Below are 25,713 nucleotides of genomic sequence, written 5' to 3'. Positions count from 1 at the left end.
GGGATGTCGAACGCCGACGGCTCCCCACCGCCCCGCCCGCGCGTCGCCGTCACGCCGATGCGCCCGCAACGGCCGACCGGACGTGCCGCGGCCGTCCGGTACGTGATCCTCGGCTGGCTGGCGTCGGTCGCCCTCGTCGTGCTGACCGCGGGACTGACACTCCTGTCCCTCAACGACATTCGGTCCACCCTGGCCGCCGATCTCGTGCGGGCCCACCCGGAGAGCGGAACCGACGCCGCACATGCCGTGGACATCTCACTGATGGTCGGTGCGGTCATCGCCGTGGTCGTGGTGGTCCTGGGTCTGTGGGGATCAGCCCGACTCTGGGACAGCCGACGGTCCGGTCGCACCATCCTGACGATCGGTGCCGCGGCGGCTGTTGCCGGCGCCGTGGCGTTCCATCTCACCGTCAGTCCGTCCGCGACCGCCCTGGCCGATATCGGTATGCCGGTTGTCGCACAGTGGCTTCCGGCGGCTGCCGCCCTCGTCGCGGTCATCGCCACCGGGATCGCCTACACTCGGTCGGTCACGGCCTCCCTGCGCTGAAGCCCTCGACGCCGCCGGTCCGGACCACCGCGTCGAGTTGCGCGACGATGCCCTCGGCGCTGCGAACCGCGACCTGACATGCCGACGCCGACGCCGGACCGAGGAGCGGATGGCCGGCACGCGCCCGCCAGACACGCGCGGCCTCGATGGCCGCGTCGCGCAACGCATACAGGTCCGCGGTCGGTGGCAGCCCGAGGCGGACCGCGGGATCGATGCCCGATCCGCCGATGAGTCGGGTGATCTCGGCCGCCTGATCCGGGGGAAGATCGACGCCGCCGGCCCGGATGGTGCCGAGCAGACGCAGTTCACGGAAGCCGTGCACGTCCGCGAGCTCCCGACGGACCGAGGCCCGGACGTCGCGCGCTCCCGCCGACGGTGAGGCGGCGAGAAGGTGATCCATCGTCACCAGTGCGGAATGGGATTTGAGCTGGTCGGCGCGCTGGCCGAACTGGGTGTCGATGATGGCACTCAATTCCGAGAGCCCGCTGCGCTCGACGAGTTCGGCGGCCAGCGCCGACGACGAGGTGGCGCCGAACCGGATGAGCGTGACCGCCATGCGGATGCCGAAGGCGCCGAAGCGTTCGGCCAGCGAACGGCGCAGATCGGCCGGGATGGCAGGCAGGATGTCAGGGCGCGAGAACCGGTCCATGGTGAGCAGTGCCGCCTCGAGATCGGGACCCGGGGTCGCGGCCAGCTCTGCCAGCGCGCGGAACTCGACCTCCCGCATCGTCCGGGCGGCGAGCGCCAGGAGTCCCGCGACCGGCACGACCGCCTGACAGAGCCCGGTGCGTTCGAGTTCGCCGGCGAACCGCCCGGCGATCTGATGTGCCGAGATCATCGCGTCCATCCGGCCGGCGCCGAGCTCGTCGGCGCGGGAGACCACACCGATCACGCCCAGGGGACCCGACGATCCGCCGATGGCCGAACCGATGCGGCGCAGCATCGTCGTGTCGGTGGCGGTCAGGGAACGCAGCAGGTAGACGACGGCGTCGACGCCGGACAGGCCGTCGTCGGGGGTGAGGAGCGCGAGTGTGGACGCGGACAGCTCCGTCGAGAGCGAGGCCGTGCCCGGGGTGTCGACGATGGTCGTCGACTGCAGCGCCCGCGCAGGCCATTCGACGTCCAGGCGGTCGACGCGGTCGGCGGTCAGGCGCCCGAAGTCGAAGCCCAACCGGCCGTCGATGCGGGTGACCGGGATGCCGACCGCGCGGCCGTCGTCGACGTGCGCGGTGACCGACGGGGACCGTCCGTTGCGGTACCAGGTGACCACACGTGTGCACTCGGTGGCGTCGGTGGGGGCGATGTCCTGTCCGACTAGGGCATTGAGCAGCGTCGACTTGCCTGCCTTGAGCGAACCGGCCAGCGCGATCCGCACCGGCTGATACAACCGGTGGGCGCACACGTCGAGCTCGGCCTGTGCATGCGGGTCGTCGGCGAGCGCGGCGCGGGTGGCCTCGAGAAGCCCTCGGACACGGGCGATGTCGGTCATCGGTGAGGAAGCTCCGCGGCGGTGTCGTCGGGATCGAGATGGTCGGCCGCTCTGCGCAGGGCGGCGACCGCATGGAGCCGCGATTCGAGTTCGGCAACCCGTCCGGATCGTTCCGAGTCCGCGAGGGTCGCGGCGGACTGTGCAGCACTGAGGGATTCCGAGATCGAGCGCGCGGTCTGTTCGGCGACCGAGGTGAAATGGTCACGGAGGACTCGCTGGATCACCCGTAGCCGGTCGCGGGACTCCTTGCCGACCTGGAAGCTGACGTCGTCGGTGAAGGCGCGTACGGCGACCTTCGCCTTCGCGCGACGCTCGAGGACCTTGGCCTCCTTGTCATCCCGATAGGCCTTGGTACCCAGCAACAGTCCGGCGCCGACGGACACCGGGTTGATGAGAGCCATGCCGACCATCGTCGAGATGAGGCCGAACATCAGCACGCCGCCGTAGGAGCCGCGCATCCCGATCAGCAGTTTCTGGGCGACACCGACTCGGCCGCTGTCGAGTTCGGCGAGTTCGGCAACCGAGTCGAGAACGCCGGTGAGATCCGCGACGTCGATGTCGGGGAGCGAGTTCTGGCCGGCGGCCGCGAAGTGGTCGGCGACCCGTTCGGCGAGCCACACCGAACGCTCGTGCGCCCAGACGAAGTTGTCGCCGATCACCGCCGCGGTCTGGTCGGCCAACCACTCGCTCAACTGCTCCCAGTCGACCCCCGGGTCGCCCTCGTCGATCGCCCGCTCGGCCTCCCGGGTCACCGCACGCAGACGGTCCCGCAGGTCGTGGTCGATGTCGGCGGCGAGATCGGCGATCCCATCGGCCAGCGTCTGCTGCCATTGCGCGGACTGTCGGCGCATGGCCTCGGCGTCGGACTTGGCTTCCCGGAGTGCCCCGACGGCGCGGCCGGCGGTCTCGGGGTCACGCAGGGCGGCGAGTTCGCTGCCCAGGGTGAGCGCGAGATGCTCACTGACGACTCGTAGATCGGTGGCGACGGTGGCTCGCGTCGCCTGTCGCGCGGTGGCCACCACGCGCTCGCGCAGATAGCGGTACAGATCCAGGAACCCGGCCTCCGCGTTCAGTTTCTCGTCACCGAGACGCAGTGCGTGGGAACGGAGTACCGACGACACCGGCAGCAGCGGGACGTCGAGGCCCGCGGTCTGCAGATGCGACCGGTCGGCGTCGACGATGGCCCGCCAGTGCGGATACAGGTCGGTCTTCGTGACCAGGCACGCCAGCGTCGGGCACAGACCGGCCACCTGTTGGAGGAACGCCATCTCCGGTGCGGTGAACTCCTGGCTGGCATCGGATATGACGAGCACTGCGTCGGCCGCTGCGACCATACCCAATGTCGCTGCGGCATAGGGATGTCCGTGACCGCCGACGCCGGGGGTGTCGACCAGGACGAGGCCGTCGGCGAGCAACGGGCCGGGTGCCTCGATCTCGAGACGCAGAACTTCGCGGCCACCGGCGAGCGGGGAATCGGGGGTGATGCCGGCGATCGCCTCGATCGGCACCGGGATGCGGCTGTCGGTGGCCGGGCCGTCGACGATCAGATGGGCCGACGGTTGCGCGGCGTGCGAGATGACGGTCGGCACCGCGGTCGTCTCGTCGTCGCCGACCGAGCACACGTCGAGGTTGAGCAGCGCGTTGACGAAAGAGCTCTTGCCCTGCTTCAGCTGACCCACCACGACGATCCGCAGCCGGGGGTCGGTGATCCGGGTGCGTGCGCCGTCGAGTCGGCTGACGAGATCGTTGCGACCGGCCTCCCGGGCCACGTCCGACATCGTCGACAGCAATTCGCCGATGGTGCTGGGCGACTGGGGCGTTGCGGTGGGGGCTGATCGCGCCGGCGTGACCGCGGCCGGTGGTGTCGGGGTCGGTGGTGTCGGGGTCGGCGGTGCCGGGACCGGGTCGGGTTCGGGTGCGTCCCGGTCGGCGGCGTGCCGGCCGACCCGAGGTGGTTCGGCGGGTGGAGTGGTCATGGTGTCCTCACGGTAGCGGTGAGTCGGCGTGTCCGGTCGGCATCGGACGAGGACCGCCCCGGGACCTGCCCACGTCCAGGGTTGCTGGATCGGTGAGCGGTCCCGGGGCGGGTTGCCGACCTGGATGGGTCAGTCGGCCTCGGGTCCGGCGTCCGGGGTGTCGACGCCGATCCCGGTGTCTGTGTCGCCACCGAGGCCACCGGTCAGGCCGCCGGTGAGGCCCCCGGTCAATCCGCCGGTGAGGCCGGCGGTCGTGTCGGCCACGCCGCCGACGGTCGTGTCGAGTGCGCCGCCGAGTCCGGCTCCGGTGTCGGCCGCGCCACCCAGGTCCAGACCGCTGTCGGCCTCGCCCCCTGCTCCGACGCCGCCACCGGCGACCGTGCCACCGGTCAGTCCGCCGGTCACGCCACCGACGACGTCCGTCGTCGTGTCGAGGGTTCCGCCGACAGTCGTGTCGAGGGTGCCGCCGATCCCGGTTTCGAGCGAGCCCGCGGTCGCGCCGGCCACGTCTGCCGCACCGCCGGCGGCGCCGGAGATCGCGGTGGTCAGGTCGGCAGTGACATCCGCGGGCAGCTCGGTGTCGAGTGCGCCACCCAGGCCCAGGTCCCCGCCCAGACCCAGGTCCCCGCCCAGGCCGCCGCCGAGGCCGGTGCCGGTGTCGAGACCCAGCGCGCCGTCGAGCACCGGACCGGCGGTGGCCCCCAGTGCGGCGTCGCCGATTGAATCGAGCCCGCTCGCTCCGCTCCCGGCGCCCAGCCCGGCGAGTCCGGTCTCCAGGGTGCCGCCGAGGCCGCCCTGCAGGGTGCTGTCCACTCCGGCCACCAGGTCCGTGCCGGTCTCGGCCACGGTGCCCAGGCCGGCCAGTGTGCCGGCGCCCAGGTTGCCGGTGAGGCCGTCGACGACCGTGCCGCCGAGCCCCTCGGTGACCAGGATCGGTCCGCCGACGGTGATGGTGCCCTCGGGGGAGAGGATGAGGCTCGGGTTGATGATCGCCTCGAGTTCGCCGGTCAGCGCCCCGCCGAGACCACCTGTCGCCTCCAGGGTGGAGTCGAGGGTGGCGACGAGGCCGTCGGTGGCCGACAGGTCCACGTCGAGCGCGGTGCTGAGTACGGTGCTGAGGGCCGCGGGGAGTTCGGCTCCGCCTGCCAGCTGGCCGGCCAGCGAACCGCCGAGCTCTCCACTCAGCGCGGTCCCGAGGACGGCGCCGAGGGATGCGCCCAGGTCGGCGCCGACATCGCCGCCGGCAGCCAGCACGGTCTCGAGGGTTCCGCCGAGGTCGGCCGCGGTCTCGGTCACCAGGCCGAGTCCTGCGCCGGCGTCGAGTGCGGCGTCCAGCGCGCCGCCGAGCTGGGCGATCAGTGCGCCGTCGACGCCGAGTGCGCCGCCGAGGTCCGCAGCGAGCAGTTCGCCGAGGTTCAGTCCGGCACCGGCCGCGGCGTCGAGGATGCCCTCGATGCCGGTGGTCGCGCCCAGCACGCCGCCCAGGGTGGCGCCGAGTCCGGCTGCGAGGTCACCGCCGCCGCCGACGATCGCACCCAGTTGCGCGGCGAGATCGGTGGCCAGGCCGCCCTCGAGCAGACCCGTGAGGTCGGCACCGAGGACGCCGCCCAGTTCGAGTGCGCCACCCAGCGCGGCTCCCAGATCGGCGCCCGCGGCGGCACCCAGGACGCCGGTGAGCACGGTGCTCAGCGCGGTGTCGAGGCCGGCGCCGGCCGACAGCAGTCCGTTGAGCGCGGCGCCGAGTTCGGTGCCGAGCCCGCCCACGACCCCGAGCCCGCCGCCGAGGGCGCCTTCGACGGCGCCACCGAGACCGGCGCCAAGTCCGGCACCGAGGCCCAGACCCGCGTCGAGTGCCCCGCCGACCCCGGCTTCGAGTGCGCCACCGAGACCGAGTCCGGCGTCGATGGCGCCACCGAGTCCGGCGGTGAGGTCGGCTGCGAGACCACCTTCGAGTGCCGCGGCGAGCGTGCCGCCCAGGGCCGCGCCGAGACCGGCTGCGGCCTCACCGCCGACCTCGAGGCCGGCGGACAGGGCTCCGGCCAGAGTGGTACCGAGATCGCCACCTGCCTCGAGCAGTGCCTCGACGTCGACGATCCCGCCGGCTTCGAGGACGGATTCGAGTGCCGCGGCGAGTCCGGCCTGAGCGCCGCCGCCGACACCGAGTGCGGCGGTCAGGGCGCCGCCGAGGACGGCGTTCGCACCGGCTGCGCCGGTCAGGACCAGGCCACCGGTCGCGGCTGCCGTCGAGGTCAGGGCCACGCCCAGTGCGGTGCCGAGCGACGCGGCGGCCGTACCGCCCGCGGCCAGGGTGGAGCTGAGGGCGCCGCTGAGGGTGGCGCCCAGTTCGCCGGACAGATCGGCGATGGCCTGCGCGTCGAGCAGACCCGACAGCGTCGCGGAGAGGTCGCCGGCGACGTCGAGAGTGGAGGTGAGTGCGGCGGTCAGATCGCCGGACAGTTCGGCGCCCAGGCCGAGGGCACCGGTGAGGACCGCCGAGATGGCACCGCCCGCACCGAGACCGGCGCCGAGTGCGGCCGCGAGGTCGGCGCCGAGCGCGCCGCCCGCACCGATCGTCGCACCGAGCAGACCGCCCAGGGTCGCACCGAAGGAACCGGCGAGCGCGCCGCCCGCACCGAGTGCGGCGGACAGCTGCGCGGCGAGACCGCCACCGAGGCCGAGTCCGAGGTCGGCGCCGGCGGCGAGGAGTGCATCGAGCGAAGCCCCGAGTTGAGCGACCAGCGCGCCTTCGGCACCGATCGCGCCGGCCAGCGACCCGGCGATGACCGGCCCGATGCCTGCGGCGATCTCGATCCCACCGTCGACGACGGTGTCGAGCGCTGCACCCAGTGCCGCACCGAACTGCGCTGCGACCGCGCCGCCGGCACCCACACCGGCGGACAGCGCCGCGCCGAGTGCAACGGCCAGCTGTCCGGCCAGGTCGAGGTCACCGAAGGCGACGCCGCCGAGATCGAGATCGGCCAGCGACAGACCGGAGAGGTCGATGTCACCCAGCCCGATGCCGCCGAGGAGACCACCGAAGTCGATGTCGCCCAGATCGATTCCACCCAGATCGATTCCACCGAGGTCGAGTCCGCCCACGCCGAAGCCGCCCAGATCGATTCCACCGATTCCGCCGAAGTTCACGTCGCCCAGGGCGACGTTCCCGCCGCCGAGGTTGATGTCGCCGAGGTTCAGACCGCCCAGGCCGACGCCACCGCCGCCGACCACACCCCCGCCGACTGCGCCGCCCACGGCCCCACCGACGGCGCCACCGCCGGCGCCGATGATCGCGCCGAGTCCGCCGCCGGCCCCGGCGGCCAGGCCGGCATCCGCCACCAGCGGTGCTGCCGCGGAGACATCGGCCGGGGTGACGCCGGTGAGACCGGCGCGGTCGATCGCGGCCTGGGGGTTGCCGCAGTAGGCGTTGAAGGATTCCTCGTCGCGAAGCAGACCGAGGATGAAGTCGAGTACCGCGTTGCTCGGCATGGCGTCGTTCCTTGCGTCGGGGAGATCGGAGTTCGATCCCGTGTCGAGTTCGACCGTATGGACTCCGGCGCCGGACGACATCGGGGTAAATCCCCAGTCCTGTCGAGGAGGGGGGTGGGCCGGCGCCCCCGGGGATTCGGCTGGGGCCGGGCTCGTCGCATCCCACGTATAGGGGTGTCGGGACTTTCCCCCTAATCTCCGCCGAAGGGCTAACACCTGGGCATCAGTGCGCGACACACTGGGTGACGTGCACCGCCGGGGCCGGGGCACGTGACATCGACGGTGTGCTCGAGATGAGGGACCGTCACCGACCACCGTCTGCAGGTGCGAACAGGAGTGACCGTCATGGCCATCGGGATCGGTGTGAAGATCGGGACCGCGAACAGCGTCGCGGTAGCTGCCTCGGAACATTCCTGGGAGGGTGCGGTCTCGGTCGAGACCTCCGCTCTGGTGGATGCCGACGACTTCGTCGCCCGGGTCGGCGACCCGGTACCGATGCTCGACGACCACGGGCACACGATCGCGGCCGCCGAGATCTACGCGGACGCGGTCACAGCGCTGCTCGCCCGGCTCGACCTCGGGACGGACTCGTCACGGTTCGACGACGCGCACCTGAGTGTCGTGTTTCCCGACAACTGGACCGATCAGGCCGTCGACGAGGCCAGGACAGCGCTCGCGGCCCACCCCGACGCGGTGCCGGCGGAGTCGACGACCTGGGTTCCCGAATCGCGCGCCACCCTGGCCGCAGCCGAGCATGCCGAGGGCGCCTTCGGCGACGGCACCGTCGTCGTCTGTGATCTCGGCGCGACCGGCGTCACCGTCTCCGTCCTGACCACCGGCTCCGACGCGGCTCCGGTGGGCCGCCCGGTGCGGCTGGAGACGGTGAGCGGCAACGAGTTCGACCGCCTGGTGCTGGCGCACACGCTCCGGGTCACCGGTGCCGACGCCGAGGTCGACTCGGGCCTTGCCGACCCGCAGCGCAGCGGCGCGATCCTCGACGACGTGAACCGGCTGCGCGGCGACTGTCGACGGGCCAAGGAGTCGCTGTCGGCCGACACCGACACCGTCGTCGACGTGCGGGTCGGAGACGTCCGCACCGAGGCGCGGCTGGTCCGGGACGACATCGAGGATCTGCTCCGCGCCCCGATTCTGGAATCGGTTGCGCTGGTTCGTGAAGCGCTCACGGCCTCGGCGGTCGGCCTCGACTCCTCCGAGGCGGCCGCGACAGGGTTGAATCCGGCCGGTGCGACCGCGGTGCTCCTCGGTGGTGGCGGTGCCGCGATCCCGCTCGTCACCGAGATGCTGTCCTCGACCCTGCGCCTGCCGGTCGTCGGCGACCCGGACCCGGCGTCCGCCTCGGCGGCCGGTGGCGCACTGATGGCCGGCGCCGCCCTCGCTGCCCACCGGTCGGCGATCGCGCCCGCCGCCTCCACCACTGCCGTCGTCTCGGCCTCGCCCGACGAGCGCCCGCTCCGCGAGATCGTCCCGGCGCCGAGCACTCCGGTGACCGAACCCGCCCCGCGCTTGTCGCGACGCAAGCGCGGCACGCTGATCACGCTCGGCGCCGCCGCCCTGGCGCTCGTGACGGCAACCGGACTCTCCGTCGGCACCGGACTCGTCGGCTCGGTCGGGGAGTCCACGCCCCCACCCGCTGGAGCAGCGACGACGACGGCGACCTCGTCCCAGAATCCCGGGGGCGGTCCGGGTACCACGGTGGCGGGTGCGCGTCCGGGAACCTCGGCCGCGCCGGTGACCGGTGCGGGCACCCGGGCTCCCGGCGCCGGAACCGGCACACCCGGACGCGCCGCGACCAACACACCGACGGGTGGAGCGCCCGCCCCCGGAACCACCCCTGGCCGGACGGCACCCGCACCCGCGCCGGGACCGGCTCCGGCGGCGCCGTCGGTCCCGTCGGCACCCGGCACCCCGTCGGTGCCCAGCCAGCCAGAACCGGAAGTCCCCGATCCGGGCACCGGTGGCGGCTCCGGCGGTGGCGGAGTCACCCCGGGCGGGGTCCTGGAAGCTCCCGGTCGGGTCCTCGACGGCACCGGCCAGATCGTCTGCGGCGTCACCGGCGTCATCGGCGTCGACTGCTGAGCCCGGTGACTCCCGGCCACCCCTGGTCTGTGCGATGACGCCGACGACACCGGTCTCGATGATCGGCGACCTGTCACCCGCTGCGTCGCGTATCTCGTCGTGGATCTCGGGCGTCATCGACCGCGCGCAGGGCGGCCATCCGCTGTGCGCCGTGGTCGTCGGAACCCCGGGAAGCGGACGGTCGACGCTGCTGGGCGGCGTCCGGGAACAACTGCGACAGCGGGGTGTCCCGGTGAGTGTCGGGCTGCCCACGGGCAGCGAGACCGGCCCGGTGTTCGTCCTCGCCGACGACATGCACTTGTGGCCCGGGCCCATGATCGAGACCGCCCTGGGGATGCTCGACGCCGGGACGATCGGGTTGATCGCCACGACCGAACCGAGGGAACTGGACCCGAGCGTCCGCCTGCTCCGGGACCGCTCCCGGCCATACGGTGCCGTCCTCGAACTCGAGGCTCTGGGCACCGCCGACGTCCTGACCCGCGCGACGCGCACGGGTCTGACGCTCGACCCGACCACGGCATCGCAGATCCGCCGACGCTGTGGTGGTGCCCCAGTACTCGTCGACAGCGCACTCGAGGCGATCCGGAATGCCGGACTCGGCGTCGGGAACACCGCCGACGAACCGTCCGCCGACGTGATCGCGATCGTCGAACGGGTGGCCCGCGACTGGCACCACCGATTGTTGCGCGGGCTCGATCCGCTGACGCTCGCCGTGCTCGCCCTCGCCTCGGTCCGGGCGCCCCTCGACCCCGACAGCCTGGCCGACGCGGCCGGAGTGGACCGGGCTGCCGCGGCCGGGGCTCTCGACCGGGCACGGGGCTGCGGCCTGTTGCGCGGCTCGGACGTCTTCGTGTCGGCCGCCGCCGGACCGTTGCGAGATGTGCTGGGGGACCGACGGATCGGCGAGCTTCGCCACAGATCCGTCGTCGCCGCACTGCGCGCGGCCGAACTCACCCCGGACACCGCGCTGCTGGCCGCCGAGGCCGGTGTCGACGACCCACGCATCGTCGACGCGTTGCTGGCCGGCGCCACCGACGCCACCGGGGCGCGGGCGGCGGTCCTCCTCCGGGCCGCCGACCGGGTGGCGCCGGGACGCGATGACGTCCGGTTGCTGATGGCGCAACGAGCACTGGCGTCCGGTGACCTCGATGGCGCGGGCGACGCGGCCGATCAGCGGTTGGAGACGGCCGGTCCGGCCGACCCCGGGGTCGCGGAGTGGGTGGAGCTCGCCGCCACCGTCGCCGCGCATCGCGGACTGGCCTCGCATGCCGCCGACCTCCACCGGTGGGTCGGCTCGAGTTCGTCCGGGGTGCAATCGCTCCCGGCCGCGGTGGCCCTGCTCGCCGTCGGTGATCGCGCGGCGGTCACCGCCATCGCCGCGGCGGATCGAGGCCGCGCGCCGGTCGCAAGCAGGGCCGCACGGTCGCTGGTGACCCGTGGGCTGCTGGCCACCCTCGGCGATGCGGGCGACGCGCCCACCGGCGACGACGCGGTCGACGCCGTGATCCGGGGGCTCTCGGCCGGGGGTGCGGGGTCCCGGGGTCCGTATGCGGGCCGGATTCTGCAGGCGGCCACCGCGGTGGCGCTGAATCACGGTGACATCGTCGGGGCACAGACGATCAGGTCGGTGGCCCCCGAGTCCGGGCGCGCTCTGATCGACGCCGAGATCGCCTTGGCCGTCGGCGATCTCGAGATGACGGCGCGCCTGATCCCGTCGGATGATCCGGTTCCTGTGCCCGAACGTCTTCGATGGCAGGCGATTCGACTCGGACTCGCACGACGCCGAGGCGACGCTGCTGCACTGGCCGCGGCGTGGCAGCACGGGTTGTCGCTGCTCGCCGGCACCGAGGTGGACCTCTTTCTGCTGCGGGCGTTCGGCGAGTTCTGGATCGCCGCAGCGAGTGTGGGCCGGTTGTCGGCGGTCGATCGACACGTGGACACCGCCGACCGGTTGCTCGCCCGTCTGGAGGATCCCCCGGCATGGACACAGTTCTGGGACTTCGCCGGCGTGCAGGCAGCGGCCACCGCGCATGACGACACCGCCATGGCGCACCGGTTGGCTCGTCTCGACCTCGCAGCGGCGGAGAACCGGACGGCCCGCTCGCTCGCCGTCGCCGCCCGCGTCTGGGTGTCGCTGACACCCGATGACTCCGAGGCTGTCGCCGCCACCGCGGTTGAGGTCACGGCGGCGGTCGACGCGTTGCGGAGTGTCGGATTGCACTGGGAGGCAGCCCGGCTCGCAGGTATGGCCGCGCAGCGAACCGACGACCCGTCGACCGCGGCCGGGCTCCTCGACACCGCGCGCTCCGCCGGTGAGGACCGGCATCGAACCCCGCCGGTCGGTGGGCCGCTCACCGAGCGCGAGGCCGAGGTCGCACACGAACTGCTCCAGGGCTTCACCTACCGGGAGATCGGTGAGCGGCTGTACATCTCGGCGAAGACCGTCGAGCATCACGTCGCCCGGATCCGACGTCGGCTCGACGCCGGATCCCGCTCGGAGCTGATGGCTGCACTGCGTGCGGCCGGGTATCGGTGACGACTCTGCCCTCGCGCTGAGAACCGCCCCAGGAGAGGCCGCCGGGGACGATAGGTCGTCGGTCGACTTCCCTGGGGTGGCTTCCGGGTCGTTTCGACGACGGCCCGCGCGGAGATGCCACGGATCGGAACCCGGCGGTGGTACCAACAGGTCATGGAACACATGCTGTGCCCCGGTGATCGAGAGCCGCTCTGATGCCGGCGGTCCTCATCGAGCGCGACGGTGAGATCACGACGCTCACCCTCAACCGCCCGGACGCGCTGAACACCTTGAACGTCGACCTGGTTCGGGAACTGACCGGTGCCCTCGATGCCGTCGACGAGGATCCCGGGTGCCGGGTCGTGATCCTGACCGGGGCGGGCCGCGCGTTCTGCGCCGGCCTCGACCTGAACGGCTACGGCGACGACGATTCCGTCACCGCCCGCGGTGGGGTGATCCCGATGTTCGAGCGCCAGCAGGACATCGCCGGTCTCGCACGCCGGTTGCACGGGCTGCGCCAGCCGGTGATCGCCGCGGTCAACGGGCCCGCCGCCGGCGGTGGTCTGGCCCTGGTGTGCGCGAGCGACATCCGCATCGGGTCCACGACGAGCGTGTACGCGGTCGGGTTCATCCGGGCCGGGTTCTCCGCCTGCGACATCGGCGTGTCCTGGTTGCTCCCGCGCCTCGTGGGGACGGGCCGGGCGCACGAACTGATGCTGACGGGACGCAAGTTCACGGCCGTCGAGGCGGAGCGGTACGGATTGCTGGTCGATCTGGCCGAGCCCGGGGAATTGCTTGATCGGGCACACTCGACGGCCCAAGCGATCCTGGCCAATCCGCCGCTGTCGGTGGAGCTCACCAAGGTCGGGATGTGGGCCGCGGTGGAGTCCGATTCCTTCAGTGCCACCGTGGAATTCGAGAACCGGCAGCAGATGATCACGGCGATGACCGAAGATCGGGGCGAGGCGACCGCCGCCTTCCTGGAGAAACGAGCACCGAGGTACCGACGACGATGACTTCTGACCTGTTCGATGTGAGTGGCAAGACGGTGCTGGTCACCGGTGGCACGTCGGGTATCGGGGCGATGATCGCTCACGGCCTGCACGACCGTGGGGCCCGGGTGCTGATCACGGGCCGCAACGATGACGCGCTCGCCGACGCGCGCGCTGCGGGACTCACTGCGCTGCAAGCGAATCTGTCGACCGCCGAGGGTGCGCGCGCGCTCGCGGAGCAGGTGGCGTCGGAGACCGACACCCTCGACGTCCTGGTGAACAACGCCGGTGCGACCTGGGGCGCGCCGCTCGAGGAGTTCCCGGACTCGGCCTGGGACCGGGTGCTGAAGCTCAACGTGCAGACGCCGTTCGTGCTCACGCAGACGCTGCTGCCGTTGCTGACCGGTACCGCAACGGCTGACAACCCGTCGCGGGTCATCATGATCGGGAGCGTCGACGGGATCCGGGTGCCGCGCACCGCGTCGTACTCCTACTCGTCGAGCAAGGCGGCCGTCCACCAGCTGACGCGGCATCTCGCACGGGACCTCGGCCCGCGCCACGTCACCGTGAATGCCATTGCGCCAGGGCCGTTCGAGTCCAAGATGATGGCGCCGATCCTGGCCGAGCTGGGGGACGAGGTCGCCGCGGCTTCGCCGCTGGGGCGTATCGGTCGAGCCGACGACATGATCGGGACGGTGGTGTTCCTCGCCAGCCGTGCCGGTTGTTATCTCACCGGCACCGTGATCCCGGTCGACGGCGGGATCGCGACAACGCTCTGACCCCTGAGTCCAGTCGACGGGATTCCGACGCACGGTCAACGAAATCCGCTGCACAGTCAACGGGATTGGGCGCACGGTCAACGAAATACGGTGCACAGTCAACGGGATCCGAAGCACGGTCAGAGGGCAGTGCGGAATAGGCAGATGGTCGGGAGTTCCGGATCAAGAAAAGCACATACGGCATAGTTCACTGTGCGATGTGCGTGCTGGTCAGGTTCGCTGTGTAAAGGTGTTCCTCATTCAATTCCCGTCAATCGCGCTGGTATCCGATAAATCTCTTTGTTAGCTTGCGGGAGATCGATGGACCGAATGACAAAGGAGGAAAGAACCAGTGCGAAAAAATCTCATCCGTGTGACCACAGCTGGCGCGGCCCTCGGGGTCGCGGCTCTGATCGCTCCCGCGGTGGCCACCGCAGCCCCGGTATCCGAGGCGAACTGCGCCAGGACCTCGACACCCGCGAACCCAGCGGGGTGGGGCAACACCTTCGGCGACGAGCAGGGCCAGGCGGGCAAGGTGACCGCCACCACCGTCGTCGACCAGGACGGGTCGCTCGAGTTCGTGACCTCCGAGCAGACACCGCGCCAGGCCTCGTACCACAGTGCCGGACAGCTCGAGTTGGCCGACGCCGCGACCAAACCGCTCAGTTTCGAGAAGTCCGACGGTCAGGCGAACTGGCAGATCCGCGTGACCGGGGCGAACACCGGACAGGGCAACGGATTTGCCACGCTCGTCTGGACCGCTCCGGCGGGCGCGGGGAAGCAGGACGCCGCCGGCTCCGATCAGTGGTGGGCCACGCGCGACCTCGGTGACATCGAGCAGGGCACCAACGCCACGTTGGACGATCTGGTGAAGGCGGCCAACACCGAGGGTCACACCACGGTGGTGGACCACTACGGGATCTCGAGCCAGCCCAACGAGAAGACCGGCAAGGTCAACGTCGACAACGTCTCGTTCAACGGCTGCACCACCAACTTCGCCGCATCAGGTGCCGGCGGAGCATTCGGATCGCTGGAGAACATTTTTCCCTGATCCGTGAGTTCGACACTGCAGCAGGCGGGCCCGCGACCGGCGATCGGTCGCGGGCCCGTTTCTTCCCACCGGAGGTGAGCGGGTGTCATCCGCTCACCCGAGGGACTCCGACCTCACCACTGGTCGGAGCCGACGTCGACTGGCGACACTCTCGCGTCCTGCGGACGGGATCGGTGGATCGGGTGAGGCGCTTCAGTCGTAGAGCACCGCGTCGCCACGCTTCTTGAGTTCCTCGAGCCCCGCGCGGAACCGCTCGAGGTACTCCGGTGAATGACCCTCCCAATCGGTCATCTCGCCGACGACCCGGACCGGCCGGGCGCTCCGATAGGAGTGGGTCGGGTTGCCGGGGAACTTCTTGTCGGTGACGTTCGGGTCGTCGTGCACGTCGTCCTGCGGTTCCACGACGTAGACCCGGGGTGGACCGTCACCCACGGCCATCTCGGCCGCGAGCACGGCGCCGTCGAGCACCTTGGTCATGTAGACGAAGTTCGAGATGTGCTCGGGACGGTAGTTCGACCGGTGACCGGGTCTCAGGAAGTCGCCGACGCGGAGATCGGCCTTGGTGCCGTGGAAATAGTCCCCGGACTCGTGCACCCGGAAACGTTCCGGTGTGTCCGCCATGTCTGGCATCGATTGCCCTCCCAGTCGTCGGTCGTCGAGCGATTGTGCCCGGCCACCGGGGTCTTGCCGCAAGCCCCGGTCCCTGACTTATGGTGAAAGGGGCGGGGTTCGGGGGCGGGAGCACCACCCCCGAACCGATCCCCTCATCCTCCTCTCGGAATTCTCACCACTGGTCGAAGCCGACGTTGACCTGGGGGTATCCGGTGTCGATGTGGTTGTTCATCCAGTGGTTCTGGGCGTGGGGTCCCCAGATGGTGCTCATGGCGGTGTTGACGTTGTGGGGGTGGTTGGTGAGTTGGTAGTTGGCGGTGGGGCCGAAGGCGCCGATGCGGTAGATGGCGTTGACGTCGAGGTGGTTGGTGAAGGGTGCGGTGGCGGTGATGGTTTCGGTGGCGCCGGGGTAGAGGATGTGTTGGGGTGCGTTGACCCATTGGCCGCCGTCGGCGTTGGCGCCTTGGAGGTATTCGGGCTTGTCGGTGTGGTTGGTGATGGTCATGGCGACGCTGGGTTCGCCGGGTCGGGTGATGGGGAGGGTGCCGGCGTGGGCGGTTCCGGCGGCGGCGAGGGCGATGCCGGTTGCGGCGGCGAGTCCGAGGGTGGCGGTGGTGATGCGGGTGGTGGTCTTCATGGTGTGCTCCCGGTGTGGTGTGGGGGTTGTGTTGGTGACACCACTGACTTTCCTCGGGATGTGGGTGTGGTGGTTTCCGCTGACCGGGTGATGGTGGGGGTGAACGCTGCATCCACCGATCGGGGGACACCGAATCGGGATGGGCGCTCCGCGCGTCACACTCCGCGGGCCGGTACCTCGACGACCGCGACGGTTCCGCCGCCCGGATGATTCGTCAGCGTCAGCGTCCCGCCGGCCCCCTCGACGCGCACGCGCCGCGAGGCAAGGCCGATGTGGCCCTTGGCTTGTCGTCGGCGCATCAACTCGTCGACGTCGATGTCGGCCGGTAGGCCGGTGCCGTCGTCCACGACCACCAGGCGGGCTCGTCCCTCGTCGAATTCCGCGGTGACGTCGACCGTTGTGGCGGACGCGTGCTTGATCACGTTCGTCAGCAATTCGCGGGCGGTGGCGAACAGCAGCGAATCGGCAGAGGTCCGCAGTTCCGGCGGCCAGCCTGCGGTGTCGACGGCGACCGCGGGTGCGCCGGCGCGGCTGCCGAACGACGAGGCGAGGTCGGTCAGGGCCACCGACAACCCGGCTTGTTCGAGCACCGCCGGGTGCAACTCGCTCAGCGTCGAACGCAGGAGCTGGGCCGCGTCGCGAAGCGCACCGTCGACGCGGTCGAGGGTCACGGGGTCGGCGGAATCGCGCAACGTGGCGAGTTCCTGGCGCGACGCGAGCACGTACTGCAGGGCGCCGTCGTGCAGGTTGTCGGCGAGGGCCCGCCGTTCGCGCTCCTCGATCTCCATCGTCGCATCGAGCAATCGTGCGCGTTCGGCGGCGAGCGCCCCGATCGTCGTCACCCGCGATCGCTGCAACCGGGACAGCAGGATCGCGCCCACGGCGAGCGCCGCGACGACGAGGACGCGCAGCACGATCACCGACCACGGTTCGCCATTCGAGGTGCGAGCCAACGCGGACGAGACCGCGTACACCGCGGTCGTGACGATCACGACCACGGCGCATGTCCTGGGTTGCAGTGCGATCGCCGCGATCATCGGCACGAGGACGAAACCGCTGAGGAGAACGTCGGTGGTCCAACTCAATTCGTTGGACCGGCTCGCCGCCACGGCGAGCGCCGTGAGCAGCAGGAGGTCGATGGGCAACGCGATCCACGAGTAGCGGATCATCGCCGACTCGTGTCGGACGACGACGATCGCCCCACCGATGCACCAGGCCGCGTACAGGAGTGCGGTCACGACGCTGAACGTCTCGGCGTGCGCGGGTGGATCGAGACTGACGGTCAGCAACACGAACAACGACAGGAACAACCGCAGGACCACCTGAATGCGGATCCCGCGGATCGCGTGATCGATCAGGATGTTGTGGATCCGCGGCTCGTCGGCGAATTCGTCGAGACCCAGATAGCGTGTGGCCCCGGCGATCCTGTCGCTGTCGCCCGCGTCGGACCCCCGACTCGCGGGGTCCGCGCTACTCGAGGAGGCCACGGCGCATCGCTTCGGCGACCGCGGCCGCGCGGTCGGACACGCCCAGCTTCTCGTACAGACGCTGGGTGTGGGTCTTGACCGTCGACGCACCGATGTAGAGCTCGGCGGCTACCTGCGGGATCGATTGTCCACGAGCGAAACCCGTGAGCACCTGTCGTTCCCGCTCGCTCAGCGCCGGCGCATCACGCTGGGTCTGCGCCCGGATCTCGCCGGCCAGTCCGGCCGCGAGCTCGGGTGGCACCACGGTCTCGCCTCGTGCCACCCGAGTCACCGCGCCGACGATGTCGTCGCGATCGGCATCCTTGGACAGATAACCGGCCGCACCCTCCTGCAGCGCCCGGAAGACGATCGGGCCGTCGGTGACCGCCGACAGCAGCAACACCCTCGTCGCCAGCCCGTCCCGCGACACCGCATGCGCGACCTCGACGCCGGTCATGAGCGGCATCTGATGGTCGACGACCGCGACATCGGGGTTCTCGCGTCGGATCAGCTCGAGACCCGCGGCGCCATCGCCCGCCTCGCCGACGACCCGCACCCGGCCACTGGCCGTCAGGCCCCGGGACACACCGTCGCGGAAGAACGGGTGGTCGTCGACGACGACCACGGTGACGAGGCTGTTCATCGGATCAGGATATGTCCCGGTGCGTCTCGAACCGACCGTATCGGCCCGCATACGCCCCCGAAACGACGCGCGGCCTGGACATTCGCCGCGGCCGCGTTACCGCCAGGTTGCCTTCCGTGACAATTCGTTTACGCCCCTTGCCCGATCGTGTACGGGTCGTATACAACTGGTGTACGGCCTTGATGTGGTCCGCTTCACACGGTGATCAATGGTCTCGGGGTGGCTCGGTGGTTGCAGCAACAACCACCGAGCCGGACAGCTCCACCTGCACGTCCGGACGTTCGCCTACTGGCAGGTAGGCGCCGGTCGCGCAGTCGTCACGCAACGACGATTCGACTGAGGAGTCGACATATGGCAACTGCCACCACGAAATCTAGCAGTCGTAGATCCCACACCAGCCTTCCGGTGATCGCCGGTTCCAGCCTCGCCGGAACCGCCGTGGAGTGGTACGACTTCTTCCTCTACGGCACCGCCGCCGCGCTGGTGTTCAACGAGGTCTTCTTCCCCGCCGACGACCCGCTCGTCGGCACCATGCTGGCCTTCGCCACCTACGCTGTGGGCTTCATCGCCCGACCGCTGGGCGCGGCGGTGCTCGGCCACTATGGCGACGTCAAAGGCCGGCGCGCCACCCTCATCGCGAGCCTCATGCTCATGGGTGTCTCGACCTTCCTGATCGCGTTCCTGCCGTCCTACGCCGCCATCGGTGTCGGCGCGCCGCTGCTGCTGGTCTTCCTGCGCCTGGTCCAAGGGTTCGCGCTCGGCGGAGAATGGGGTGGTGCAGTGCTCCTGGTCAGCGAGCACGGTGACTCGACACGCCGGGCGTTCTGGTCGTCCTGGCCCAATCTCGGTCCGCCACTGGGAAATCTCATGGCCGCCGGTGCGCTCGCGATCCTGTCCGGGGTGATGTCGGAGGAAGCGTTCCTGTCCTGGGGCTGGCGGATCGCCTTCGCGCTCTCGGCCGTGATGGTGATCGTCGGGCTCGTGCTGCGCCTCTACGTCGCCGAGACCCCGCTCTTCGAGAAGTCACAGCAGAAGGCGAAGTCGGAGACCCGCCGGATGCCCCTGGGGGCCGCGGTGCGTGGGTACTGGCGTCAGATCCTGCTGGCAGCGTTCACCCGTTTCGGTGAGAACGCCGGCTTCTACATCTTCTCGCTGTTCGTCATCACCTATCTGACCCAGATCCTCGACCTCGACCGATCGACCGGGCTCAACGCCGTGATGATCGGAATGGTGGTGGCCCTGGTGACGATTCCGTTGTTCGCCATCCTGGCCGACCGGATCGGCAGGCGCCCCATCTACATCTCGGCCTCCCTGGCGACGATTGTGTGGGCCTTCGTCTTCTTCGGGCTGCTCGACACCAAGAACACCGTGGCGATCATCGTCGCCGTCTCCGTCGGTCTGCTGATCTTCGCGGCCTACAGTGCGGTGATCGGGGCGTTCTTCTCCGAGCTGTTCCCGACCGAGGTCCGCTATTCGGGTGTCTCCCTGGCCTACAACCTGGCCTCGGTGCTCGCCGGTTCGCTGGCCCCGATCATCGCGATCGCGCTCTACAACTGGTTCGACACCGGTTACGCCATCGGCGCGTACCTCGCAGTCATGGGCGTCATCTCACTGATCGCCGCCATCATCGCCCGCGAGACACAGTCGGTCGACCTGGCGACGGTCGGCACCACGAGGGACGACGCGGGGCTCGATCACGAACCCGACGAAGATCGCACCGCCGCAGGCGAAACGACCACGACCGGCACAAAGCAGCAGCCGTCCACCGCCGTTGCTCGGTGACGCTCTGAGAGGAGACCACATCATGTCGACATCGCGCTCCGGCACGACAACCGCGCCCGAACTCGCCTACGAATGGCTGAAGCAGACCATCATCACGCTCCCGCGCGACGAGGAGATGTTTCTGTCCGAGGCTCAGGTCGCGGCGTCGTCGGGAATCTCGCGCACCCCGGTCCGCGAGGCCCTGATGCGGCTCGAGGCGGAGGGTTTCATCCGCCGCGTTCCACACAAGGGGGCCTACATCCCGGCGCTGTCGGATCGCGATGTCGACGAGGTCATGCAGGCGCGACGTGTCGTCGAGGAGTGGTCGGTGCACGAGGTGGCACCGCGGCCGGGACTCGTCCCGGACAAACTGGCGCTCCTCTTGCAACAGCAGGAAGACGACCAGGACCCCGTCGACTTCATCGCGCACGACCTCGAATTCCACACGACGATCATCCGAGCGGCCGGCAACAGCCTCATGGGTGACTTCTACAACTCACTGCGCGATCGCCAGATGCGCATGGGTGTCCGCATCGTCATGAACGACGAGCACCGCAAGAAGCAGGTGCTGGTCGAGCACCGGGCGATCGCGGACGCAATCCGGGCAGGAGACGTCGACGCGGCGGTTCGCAGTGTGCGCGAGCACCTTCGGACCACGCACGACTCCCTGCGCCACTCCCATCTCTAGATCTGTACCGAGGAGACCTTCATGAAGATCGCACTGGTCCAGGTGGCCAGTCCCGACGACGAGACCGCCGCACATCGTCTCGACCGCGTGCGCACGCTCGTCGACGGCCTGCCCGACGACATCGACCTCATCGTCCTGCCGGAGCTGTGGCGGGTCGGTTACAACCACTTCGACGACTATCCGGCCTCGGCCGAGGACCTGTACGGGCCCACGGTGTCGACCATGGCTGCCATCGCGCGTCGACGGAGCTGTCTCGTCCACGCGGGCAGCATCGTCGAGGATCGTGGTTCGAACCGCCTGCGCAACACCGCCGTACTGCTCGGGCCGGACGGTACCGTCGTGCACCACTACAGCAAGGTGCACGTGTTCGGATATCAGTCGCAGGAGGCTCGGCTGCTGGAACCGGGCGAGCAGGTCCACGCCGTGGACACAGCCTTCGGCCCGGTCGCCGCGACCACCTGTTACGACCTCCGATTTCCCGGGCTCTGGTCCGAGATCGGCCTCGCCGGAGCGCAATTGGTGATCGTACCGGCAGCCTGGCCGATGGCGCGTCGGGAGCACTGGCGGTTGCTGACCTCCGCACGCGCCGTCGACAACCAGGTGTTCGTCATCGCGTGCAACGCCGCCGGTACCCACGCGGGGGTCGAACTGGCGGGTCACAGCCGCATCGTCGACCCGTGGGGATCGATTGTCGCCGAGGCCGGTTCGGCCGAAGGTGTCACCCTCGCCGAGATCGACCCCACCCTGGTCTCCACCGTGCGGTCCGAGTTCCCGGTACTCGGCGACCGCCTCCCCGACTATTCCGTCCTGTCCCGTAGAAAGGTCCACTCATGACCGGTACCGACACCCGGGTGCTCAGCTTCACGATCGCCGGCACCGCCGAGCAGGTCGAGTTCGACACCCTCCGCACACTCGTCGCCGGGTACACCGGGCGCGACGAGGCCGCAGTGCGACACCACATCGACGAGCTCGCGGCGATCGGGGTGGCCCCGCCGCCCGAGGTCCCCATGTTGTATCCCGTCGAACCGGGCAGCGTCACCACCGATCCGGTCACCGAGGTGAGCGGCAGCGAGACCTCCGGTGAGGTGGAGCCGGTACTGCTGCGCAGGGAAGGACGCTGGTACCTCGGTGTCGGCTCCGACCACACCGACCGCCAGCTCGAGACCGTGGACATCGGTGACTCGAAGCGTGCCTGCCCGAAGCCGGTCGGTCCGCAGGTCGTCGAGATCGAGTCATGGGCCGACTTCGACTGGGACGCATGCCGTGCCCGGAGTTGGGTCGATGGCCGCCTTTATCAAGACGGCGCGTTGTCGGGATTGCGGACGCCGGAGAACCTGCTCGGCATCCTCGCCGACCGCGAGGGTGACGACGGCGCGGACCTGCTCTGCTTCGCGGGCACGCTGCCCCTCCTCGACGGCACCTTCGTCTACGGCACCCGCTGGGATCTCGAACTCACCCTGCCGGACGGGACCGTCCTCACCCACTCCTACACCTCAGATCCGGAAGGACGATGATGATGCGTACCGGAACCGACTACCTGGCCTCCCTGAACGATGGACGCGTGGTGCTCGTCGACGGGCAGAAGGTCGACGACGTCACCACCCACCCGGCGTTCGCGCCGGTCGCGGCGACCATCGCCGAGATGTTCGATCTGGCCGCCGACCCCGAGCGCGGGATGCAGTACACCGCGCCGGAGACCGGTGCCCCTGCCAACCGCACCTTCGGGATCCCCCGCAGTCGTGAGGAACTCAGACTCCGTCGCGAAGCCATCCAGACGTGGGCCCGGCACACCCATGGGTGGGTCGGACGTAGCCCCGACCACGTCGGAACCTTCCTCGCATCCTTCGCCGCCCATCCCGAGGTGTTCACCGGCGAGGGCCGCGACCTGGCGGTGAACGTGACGGCATTCCATCGTCGGTTGCTGGAGGAGAATCTGTATGTCTCCTATGCGATCATTCCGCCGCAGGTCTCGCGGGCGACCACGGCGTCGGGCTGGGAGGGCGAGTTCCTCCAGGCCGGTGTCGTGCGCGAGACCGACGATGGGATCATCGTGCGCGGGTCGCAGATGCTCGCCACCGGCGCCGCGATCGCCGACGAGGTGTTCGTCTCGTGCATCAAACCGCTCGGCCCGGACGACAGTGACTTCGCCGTCTCGTTCGTGGTCCCGGTGGCGACCGAGGGACTGAAGCTGTACTGCCGCCGTCCCTATGCGCCCGCCGCGACCAGCAGCTTCGACTACCCGCTGACCTCACGGTACGACGAGCCCGACGCCCTGGTGGTGTTCGACGACGTGCTGGTGCCCTGGGATCGGGTGTTCGTCGACCGCGACATCGTCGGCGTGCGCCGCCAGTTCTTCGAGACCGGAGCACACGTTCTCGGCAACTGGCAGGCGCAGATCCGCTTCGCCACCAAGCTGAAGTTCATCGCCGGCGTGGCGCGCCGGGTGACCCAGGTGAACGGCGTGGACAAGATCCCCAGCGTCCAGGAGAAGCTCGGCGAACTCGCCGCCGTCGTGTCCGGCGTCGAATCCGCGGTGCTGGCGGCGGAATACACGGCGGAACCGGACGCCTCCGGGCAGTGGCTGCCGGGTCGGCAGGCACTCTACGGGTCGATGGGTCTGCAGTCGGAGACCTATCCGCGCGTGCTCGCCATCCTTCGCGACCTGGTCGGCGGTGGGGTGCTGCAGCTGCCCTCGAGCGTGCACGACCTCACGAGCTCGCTGACCGCCAAAGACATCCAGCAGTATGTGCAGTCGCCGGGAGTGCCGTCCGAAGAGCGGATAAAGCTGTTCAAGCTGGCCTGGGACATCGTCGGTTCCGAGTTCGCCGGCCGACACCAGCAGTACGAGATGTTCTACGCCGGAGCGCCTTTCGTCGTGAAAGGTGCCTACACCTACCGCAACTACGCCTACGACGACGCGCTCGAGGACGTTGCAGGCTTCCTGCAGTCCTACAAGCTCGAAAACGCCTGAGAGGAGCCATCATGGCCAAACCCGAATACGAGTTCTTCCCGGTCACCGATGTGGAATACACCGTGTGTCCCGGCGGCGATCCCAAGATCACCGAACGCATCCTGTCGCGCGACCCGGACGGCAACGTCGCCACCCGCATCCTCCGCTACGAGGCGGGCGCCGACTCCAGCCCGATGGGCGTGCAAAAGCACGACTTCTGGGAGGAGGTCTACATCCTCGAGGGTTCGTTCGTCGACCTGACCCTGGACCAGACGTTCTCGGCCGGTGAGTACGCCTGCCGCCCACCGGGAATGCCGCACGGCCCGTGGCGTACCGACGAGGGTGTGCTCACCTTCGAGGTCCGCTACCGCAGCGCATAGGAGACGATCATGACCCTGCCGGCCTTCTCTCGTCCCACTCCCTCCGACATGCGACGCAGCATGGGGAGGTTCACCACCGGTGTCGCGGTCGTCAGCGCCGAGGACTCCGACGGCGAACCGTGCGGCATGACCATCAGCTCGCTGACGTCGATCAGTCTCGACCCCGCGATCATCCTGGTGTCACTGACCCACGGATCCCGGACCACGGACGCGGTGGAGGCCGGCAGGCGGTTCGCAGTGTCGATCCTGTCGTCCCGGCAGGAGGCGGTCGCCCGGCGCTTCGCGACCCGTGGCGGCGCCCGCTTCGAGGGACTGCCGTATGACCGCACCGCGTGCGGACTGCCGGTGGTCGCCGATGCACTCGCGCACCTGGAATGCACGGTGCACAGCGCGCACAACATCGGCGACCACCGCGTCTTCTACGGCGACGTGTCCGAGCTGCGGTGGCGCGACGGCACCGGCCTGGTGTTCTACTCCGGCCGGTTCGGCGACTTCCGCGACTTCGGTCACGACGAGGTGCCCTGGCTGTTCTGAGCCGGAACAACGCTCCGACGCCACTCCGGATACCACGGCCGGTCGCGCGAGACAGCGTCATTTGGCAACCTCGATTCGGGGAACCGAGATCGAGGATCGGAGTGGGGGATGAATCGACCGGACCTACACCTGGGAGCGCTGGGCGGCCCGCTCCCGCGATCGCCGCTGCACGTGCTGCGGACCTACCTGGCCGCGACGACGCTGTTGTACGCGATGGGCGTGGCCCTCACGCTGTTCCCGGTCGACGACTCGGCGACACTGTCCGACCCGACCGGGGGACTGATCGCCGTCGCGCTGGGAATCGCGGCGCTGGGGTGGCTGTCGGTGCGGCCCCAGCGTCCGCTTCCGGCCGTGATCGCGGCGTGTGCGGCCACCCCGACAGTGATGGCGTTCCACGAGCTGATCGCTGCCGAGTTCCTCTGCATGGTCGCGGCGATGTTCCTGGCGATGTACCTGCGCGCCACCTTTCCGCGTCGCCAGGCGTGGGTGCTCGTCGGTCTGCTGACCGTCGGGTGTGTCGTCGCGCTCGCGGTGGCGCCCGCGCCCAAATACCTCAGCACCTACATCGTCGTCGCGGTGGCGATCCCCGCGGCGGCCGAGTCGTTCGGGTTGCTGACGCGGACACTGCTCACCGCGGTCTGCACGGACCCGCTGACCGGCGTCTTCAACCGCGCGGGTTGGGAACTCGCCACCGCCGGGCTCTTCGCCGGGCGGCGGTCGGCCGCGGCGGTCACGGTGATCTCACTGGACATCGATGCTCCTGCGCCGGCCGCCGGCATCGGCGATGGTGAGGCGGCGGGCCGGCAGCTGGTGCAGAACGCCCGGACCTGCGTCGGTCTGCTGCCCGCCGAGACCGCGATGGCCCGTCTGGGCGATTCCGAGTTCGCGATCTGCGTGGTGCACGACGACGACGGCCCGCCCGGGCAGGCTGCGACGTTGATCGACGAGCTGCGAAGAGAGCTTCCCGATGCCTCGCTGGCTGCCGCCACCGCACCCGCGCCGGCCGCGGACATCACCGCCCTGCATGCGCAGGCGGCATCCCGGCTGGCGTCGGTCCGACGCGACAGGACCCGACGGTCGGATCAGCCGGACCCGCAATGACGTCACCCGGTGTGATCACCGGAGTGGCGAT

The 25,713-nt window shown here is 69.9% G+C and carries 21 protein-coding genes; 14 read left to right on the top strand and 7 right to left on the bottom strand.

The genetic code is table 11. From position 1 onward, the window contains the following. The first annotated feature begins 3 nt into the window (after window positions 1–3). Entirely contained in the window at window positions 4–546 is a 543-nt protein-coding gene (locus AB4Z55_RS01560; RefSeq protein ID WP_369518993.1) for a hypothetical protein, read from the top strand. On the opposite strand, the gene AB4Z55_RS01555 is transcribed toward AB4Z55_RS01560, so the two are convergent. The 3 genes from AB4Z55_RS01555 to AB4Z55_RS01545 all read right to left on the bottom strand — a co-directional run bounded on the left by AB4Z55_RS01555 (window position 527) and on the right by AB4Z55_RS01545 (window position 7,497). Further along, a complete protein-coding gene (locus AB4Z55_RS01555; RefSeq protein ID WP_369518992.1) occupies window positions 527–2,035 on the bottom strand; it encodes a dynamin family protein in 1,509 nt (502 codons plus the stop codon). The two genes, AB4Z55_RS01560 and AB4Z55_RS01555, sit on opposite strands and share 20 nt — an antisense overlap. Next, window positions 2,032–4,011, bottom strand: coding sequence for a dynamin family protein (locus tag AB4Z55_RS01550; RefSeq protein ID WP_369518991.1), 1,980 nt, complete (start codon window positions 4,009–4,011; stop codon window positions 2,032–2,034). The genes AB4Z55_RS01555 and AB4Z55_RS01550 overlap by 4 nt, the downstream gene beginning before the upstream one ends. Window positions 4,012–4,140: 129 nt before the next feature. Continuing rightward, the gene (locus AB4Z55_RS01545; protein WP_369518990.1) at window positions 4,141–7,497 is read right to left on the bottom strand and encodes an IniB N-terminal domain-containing protein; all 3,357 of its coding nucleotides are present in this window, start codon (window positions 7,495–7,497) and stop codon (window positions 4,141–4,143) included. Between the two features lie 345 nt (window positions 7,498–7,842). Here AB4Z55_RS01545 and AB4Z55_RS01540 point away from each other — a divergent pair, with 345 nt between their 5' ends. From AB4Z55_RS01540 to AB4Z55_RS01520, 5 genes are all read left to right on the top strand, one after another. After that, complete coding sequence (locus tag AB4Z55_RS01540; RefSeq protein WP_369518989.1) at window positions 7,843–9,594, top strand: Hsp70 family protein; 1,752 nt, start codon at window positions 7,843–7,845, stop codon at window positions 9,592–9,594. Between the two features lie 34 nt (window positions 9,595–9,628). Next, a complete protein-coding gene (locus tag AB4Z55_RS01535) occupies window positions 9,629–12,130 on the top strand; it encodes a LuxR C-terminal-related transcriptional regulator (protein ID WP_369518988.1) in 2,502 nt (833 codons plus the stop codon). Between the two features lie 194 nt (window positions 12,131–12,324). Beyond that, window positions 12,325–13,125, top strand: coding sequence for an enoyl-CoA hydratase/isomerase family protein (locus AB4Z55_RS01530; protein WP_369518987.1), 801 nt, complete (start codon window positions 12,325–12,327; stop codon window positions 13,123–13,125). Next, window positions 13,122–13,880, top strand: coding sequence for an SDR family oxidoreductase (locus AB4Z55_RS01525; protein ID WP_064572087.1), 759 nt, complete (start codon window positions 13,122–13,124; stop codon window positions 13,878–13,880). The genes AB4Z55_RS01530 and AB4Z55_RS01525 overlap by 4 nt, the downstream gene beginning before the upstream one ends. A gap of 352 nt (window positions 13,881–14,232) precedes the next feature. Further along, on the top strand, window positions 14,233–14,910 hold the full coding sequence (locus AB4Z55_RS01520) for a hypothetical protein (protein WP_101821852.1): 678 nt from the start codon (window positions 14,233–14,235) through the stop codon (window positions 14,908–14,910). A gap of 192 nt (window positions 14,911–15,102) precedes the next feature. Here the strand turns inward: AB4Z55_RS01520 and arr are convergent, their stop codons facing one another. The 4 genes from arr to AB4Z55_RS01500 all read right to left on the bottom strand — a co-directional run bounded on the left by arr (window position 15,103) and on the right by AB4Z55_RS01500 (window position 18,268). Then, window positions 15,103–15,531: an NAD(+)--rifampin ADP-ribosyltransferase gene (gene arr, locus AB4Z55_RS01515; RefSeq protein WP_239403212.1), complete on the bottom strand. Its 429-nt coding sequence runs from the start codon at window positions 15,529–15,531 to the stop codon at window positions 15,103–15,105. Window positions 15,532–15,694: 163 nt separating this feature from the next. After that, window positions 15,695–16,159 (bottom strand): hypothetical protein, encoded by a 465-nt coding sequence (locus AB4Z55_RS01510; protein ID WP_369518986.1) that lies wholly within the window; start codon window positions 16,157–16,159, stop codon window positions 15,695–15,697. Between the two features lie 155 nt (window positions 16,160–16,314). Then, a complete protein-coding gene (locus tag AB4Z55_RS01505; protein WP_369518985.1) occupies window positions 16,315–17,646 on the bottom strand; it encodes a sensor histidine kinase in 1,332 nt (443 codons plus the stop codon). Further along, entirely contained in the window at window positions 17,630–18,268 is a 639-nt protein-coding gene (locus tag AB4Z55_RS01500) for a response regulator transcription factor (protein WP_101821782.1), read from the bottom strand. Before AB4Z55_RS01500 ends, AB4Z55_RS01505 begins: the two co-directional genes overlap by 17 nt. Window positions 18,269–18,619: 351 nt before the next feature. Between AB4Z55_RS01500 and AB4Z55_RS01495 the strand changes: the two genes are divergently transcribed. The 8 genes from AB4Z55_RS01495 (at window position 18,620) to AB4Z55_RS01460 (ending at window position 25,682) form a co-directional block, all read left to right on the top strand. Next, a complete protein-coding gene (locus AB4Z55_RS01495; RefSeq protein ID WP_354563464.1) occupies window positions 18,620–20,050 on the top strand; it encodes an MFS transporter in 1,431 nt (476 codons plus the stop codon). A gap of 22 nt (window positions 20,051–20,072) precedes the next feature. Then, a complete protein-coding gene (locus AB4Z55_RS01490; RefSeq protein ID WP_101821854.1) occupies window positions 20,073–20,717 on the top strand; it encodes a GntR family transcriptional regulator in 645 nt (214 codons plus the stop codon). A 21-nt stretch (window positions 20,718–20,738) separates the two neighbouring features. Beyond that, complete coding sequence (locus AB4Z55_RS01485; RefSeq protein ID WP_369518984.1) at window positions 20,739–21,551, top strand: carbon-nitrogen family hydrolase; 813 nt, start codon at window positions 20,739–20,741, stop codon at window positions 21,549–21,551. Then, window positions 21,548–22,231: a DUF2848 family protein gene (locus tag AB4Z55_RS01480; RefSeq protein WP_369518983.1), complete on the top strand. Its 684-nt coding sequence runs from the start codon at window positions 21,548–21,550 to the stop codon at window positions 22,229–22,231. Before AB4Z55_RS01485 ends, AB4Z55_RS01480 begins: the two co-directional genes overlap by 4 nt. Before the next feature lie 2 nt (window positions 22,232–22,233). Further along, window positions 22,234–23,688 carry a 4-hydroxyphenylacetate 3-hydroxylase N-terminal domain-containing protein gene (locus AB4Z55_RS01475; protein ID WP_354563469.1) on the top strand — a complete coding sequence of 485 codons (1,455 nt, stop codon included), beginning with the start codon at window positions 22,234–22,236 and terminating at the stop codon, window positions 23,686–23,688. A gap of 11 nt (window positions 23,689–23,699) precedes the next feature. Further along, window positions 23,700–24,047 carry a cupin domain-containing protein gene (locus tag AB4Z55_RS01470; RefSeq protein WP_064569928.1) on the top strand — a complete coding sequence of 116 codons (348 nt, stop codon included), beginning with the start codon at window positions 23,700–23,702 and terminating at the stop codon, window positions 24,045–24,047. A gap of 9 nt (window positions 24,048–24,056) precedes the next feature. Further along, entirely contained in the window at window positions 24,057–24,581 is a 525-nt protein-coding gene (locus AB4Z55_RS01465) for a flavin reductase family protein (RefSeq protein ID WP_354563471.1), read from the top strand. A gap of 108 nt (window positions 24,582–24,689) precedes the next feature. Then, a complete protein-coding gene (locus tag AB4Z55_RS01460) occupies window positions 24,690–25,682 on the top strand; it encodes a hypothetical protein (RefSeq protein ID WP_354563472.1) in 993 nt (330 codons plus the stop codon). The last annotated feature ends 31 nt before the right edge of the window (window positions 25,683–25,713 follow it).

The sequence above is a fragment of the Gordonia sp. ABKF26 genome (assembly GCF_041103195.1).
Lineage (GTDB): Bacteria > Actinomycetota > Actinomycetes > Mycobacteriales > Mycobacteriaceae > Gordonia > Gordonia terrae.
The sequence above is the reverse complement of the archived record's forward strand: the minus strand, read 5'-3'. Positions and strand labels throughout refer to the sequence as shown.